Consider the following 934-nt stretch of genomic DNA (forward strand, 5'->3'; position numbering starts at 1 on the left):
TGAGGGCCGAGACGAGCCCGCCCAACGCGCTGATCAGTTTCTCGATCTGCTCAGGGGTCAGGACGCGGTGCTGGGGCGCCTCGGCCCTGCGCAGCTCTGCCTCGGCGGCAGCCTTCTGGGCGTTGGTCTCGGCGATCCACTTCGTGACGGTGACGGGGTCGGCCCCGGCCTCCAGCGCGGCGCGGTGACGGCTGAGCTTGGTCTCGCAATCGGCGATCTTCGCGCGGGCCCGGAGCGCGGTGGTGTTGACGGGCGGCTCCTGGGCTCCGTAGAGGTCGTTGATCGTCTCCTTGATGCGGTGCGGGGCCAAGGCCTTGGCGAGCCAGGCATCCAGGAGCGCGGTTACCTGCTTCTCGCGGACGAACACGTTACGCGGATGCTCGACCTTGTTGGCGAGGCCGTACTCCTGCGGGTAGCGGCACCGGAAGTAGATGTAGTCCTTGTAGGTGTGGGCCTGCATCTTGCGGTTGCACAAACCGCAGTAGATGATGCCGCGCAGCGCGTAGTGCCGCGTGGTCTTCTCGCGGGCCTTGGTTCCGCCACGCTGGCAGCGACGGGCGGTGAGCCTGCCCTGCACCTGCTCGAAGGTCTCCTTGGAGATGATGACCGGGTGGACGACCTTTTTCGAGAACACCCACCGGTCGCGCTCGTTCCAGCGCAGCTTGGTGATGTGGCCGAGTGAGACGTCGTTGACGTCGATGAGGACCTCGTCCTTGCGCTGTCTGTTCCACACCTGGTGCCCCGTGTAGCGAGGATTGGTGAGGATCGCACGGACCGTGCCCTTGGCCCAGGCGGTTCCTTCGCGGTGCGGGTTGCGGGCGCGGTCGTGGGCGGACGGGCACGGGATGCCATCGCGGGTCAGGCCCTCGGCGATGGCGAACAGGCCCTTCTCGATGGAGTCCTCGAGGCCGAGGAACTCGCGGAAGATGCGTTG

Annotated in this window: 1 protein-coding gene; it reads right to left on the reverse strand. The window is 66.9% G+C overall.

The features are described from left to right. Window positions 1–934 (reverse strand): recombinase family protein (locus tag QSK22_RS33220; RefSeq protein WP_285498465.1); only part of this gene is annotated, 934 nt, incomplete at both ends.

The organism is Actinomadura sp. NBRC 104425 (genome assembly GCF_030269545.1).
Lineage (GTDB): Bacteria > Actinomycetota > Actinomycetes > Streptosporangiales > Streptosporangiaceae > Spirillospora > Spirillospora keratinilytica.